1 protein-coding gene is annotated in these 1,488 nt (G+C 40.0%); it reads left to right on the top strand.

Annotated elements, in window-relative coordinates:
* Positions 1–136 precede the first annotated feature (136 nt).
* On the top strand, positions 137–598 hold the full coding sequence (locus HRQ60_RS23335) for a GNAT family N-acetyltransferase (RefSeq protein ID WP_172201008.1): 462 nt from the start codon (positions 137–139) through the stop codon (positions 596–598).
* The last annotated feature ends 890 nt before the right edge of the window (positions 599–1,488 follow it).

Raw genomic sequence — 1,488 nt, 5'->3', positions numbered from 1 at the left:
CACGCTGCGGACATTCGTCCTTGGTCCGACATACGTCGGACACCCGGCATTGCCGGGTCGTGAATACAGGAACGTTAGGTGAAATATTCGGAAATACATTAAATAAAATCATATAAAAGAATGAAAGGAGCAAAACGTGGATATTATTCGAACTCAAAATCATGAGTTAATTAGTGAACTTAACCGAGAAGTACAACATATTCATGCTCAAATGTATCCGAATCATTTTAAAGAACATGATCACATAGCAGTAAGTGATTTTTTTAAATCAATCATGACGAATCCTAACTATCAATTTTATATTGTTGAGGAGCAAGGACAAGAACAGGGCTACATATGGATGGAGATAAAGGAACATCAAGAAAACCCATTTCGAAAATCATATAAGTCATTATATATACATCAATTAAATGTCATTAAAGCACATCGGAATCAAGGTCTTGGAAAACAATTAATGAATAAAGCCTATGAGATCGCTGCCCAAAACCAGATTAGCAAGATTGAAGTGGATTATTGGGTGAATAATGAAATTGCAAAGAATTTTTATGACAAGAGTGGATTTATAACTTACAGAGAATATAGGTATAAGGATTTATAGTGCAACTGATGATTTGAATGTAATTCGAAGAAGCCGAATACATCACCTAACATAATATTCACGCTGCGGACATTCGTCCTTGATCCGGCATTCGCCGGACACCCAGCATACGCTGGGTCGTGAATACAGGAACGTTATAAGAACATGAAATTCGACGGAAGAGCAAGAACAGGTGAAGATCGAAGAGAACGGGAAGTTGATTCTATGCGAATCTTGGATTAGAAGTTTAGAAGCGCCAAGAAGGAACGTTTCCATCCGGAAACTGATCCATCGAGAAGAGAATGCGGATTGACTGAAGGAAGAAGGTGCGCTTCCATACGGAAGCAGACTGGATTGGAGTTTGCGGGAAGAGCTTCGAAGCCCGTCGATTTCACGACATATAACATAATATTCACGCGGCGGGCCATGCGGCCCTGGGTCCGACATTCGTCGGACACCCGGCATACGCCGGGTCGTGAATACGGGAACGTTATACGTAATTACGAAGGGCTGATTAAGAGCATTTGGGTGACAATCTTTTCTTGAGTGGCGAGCCCTTTGATCGGCTCGAAGAAAACGAATTGGAAAAATAAAATGGGAAAATCAAAAACAGATAATAAATAGGTAAAGGCAAAAGCAAATTTGGATTGAAGAACGATTGGAAGAAGAAGCGGAATCGAAGAGGTAACGCCTCGGAGGGAAAGTATTTAAAACCAAGTGAAATTCAAAACGAAAACAGTGGGAAATGACATTTTAAAAACAGGAAACATGGAATAAAGAATTAGAATAAAGCGGATTAAGACATTAAACCTAAGAACGATTTTATGTAGCAGGCTCAAGGAAGAACGTAACTACGTATAACATAATATTCACGCTGCGGACATTCGTCCTTGATCCGGCATTCGCCGGAT

The sequence above is a fragment of the Saccharibacillus qingshengii genome, assembly GCF_013185195.1.
GTDB classification, from domain to species: domain Bacteria; phylum Bacillota; class Bacilli; order Paenibacillales; family Paenibacillaceae; genus Saccharibacillus; species Saccharibacillus qingshengii.
The sequence above is the reverse complement of the archived record's forward strand: the minus strand, read 5'-3'. Positions and strand labels throughout refer to the sequence as shown.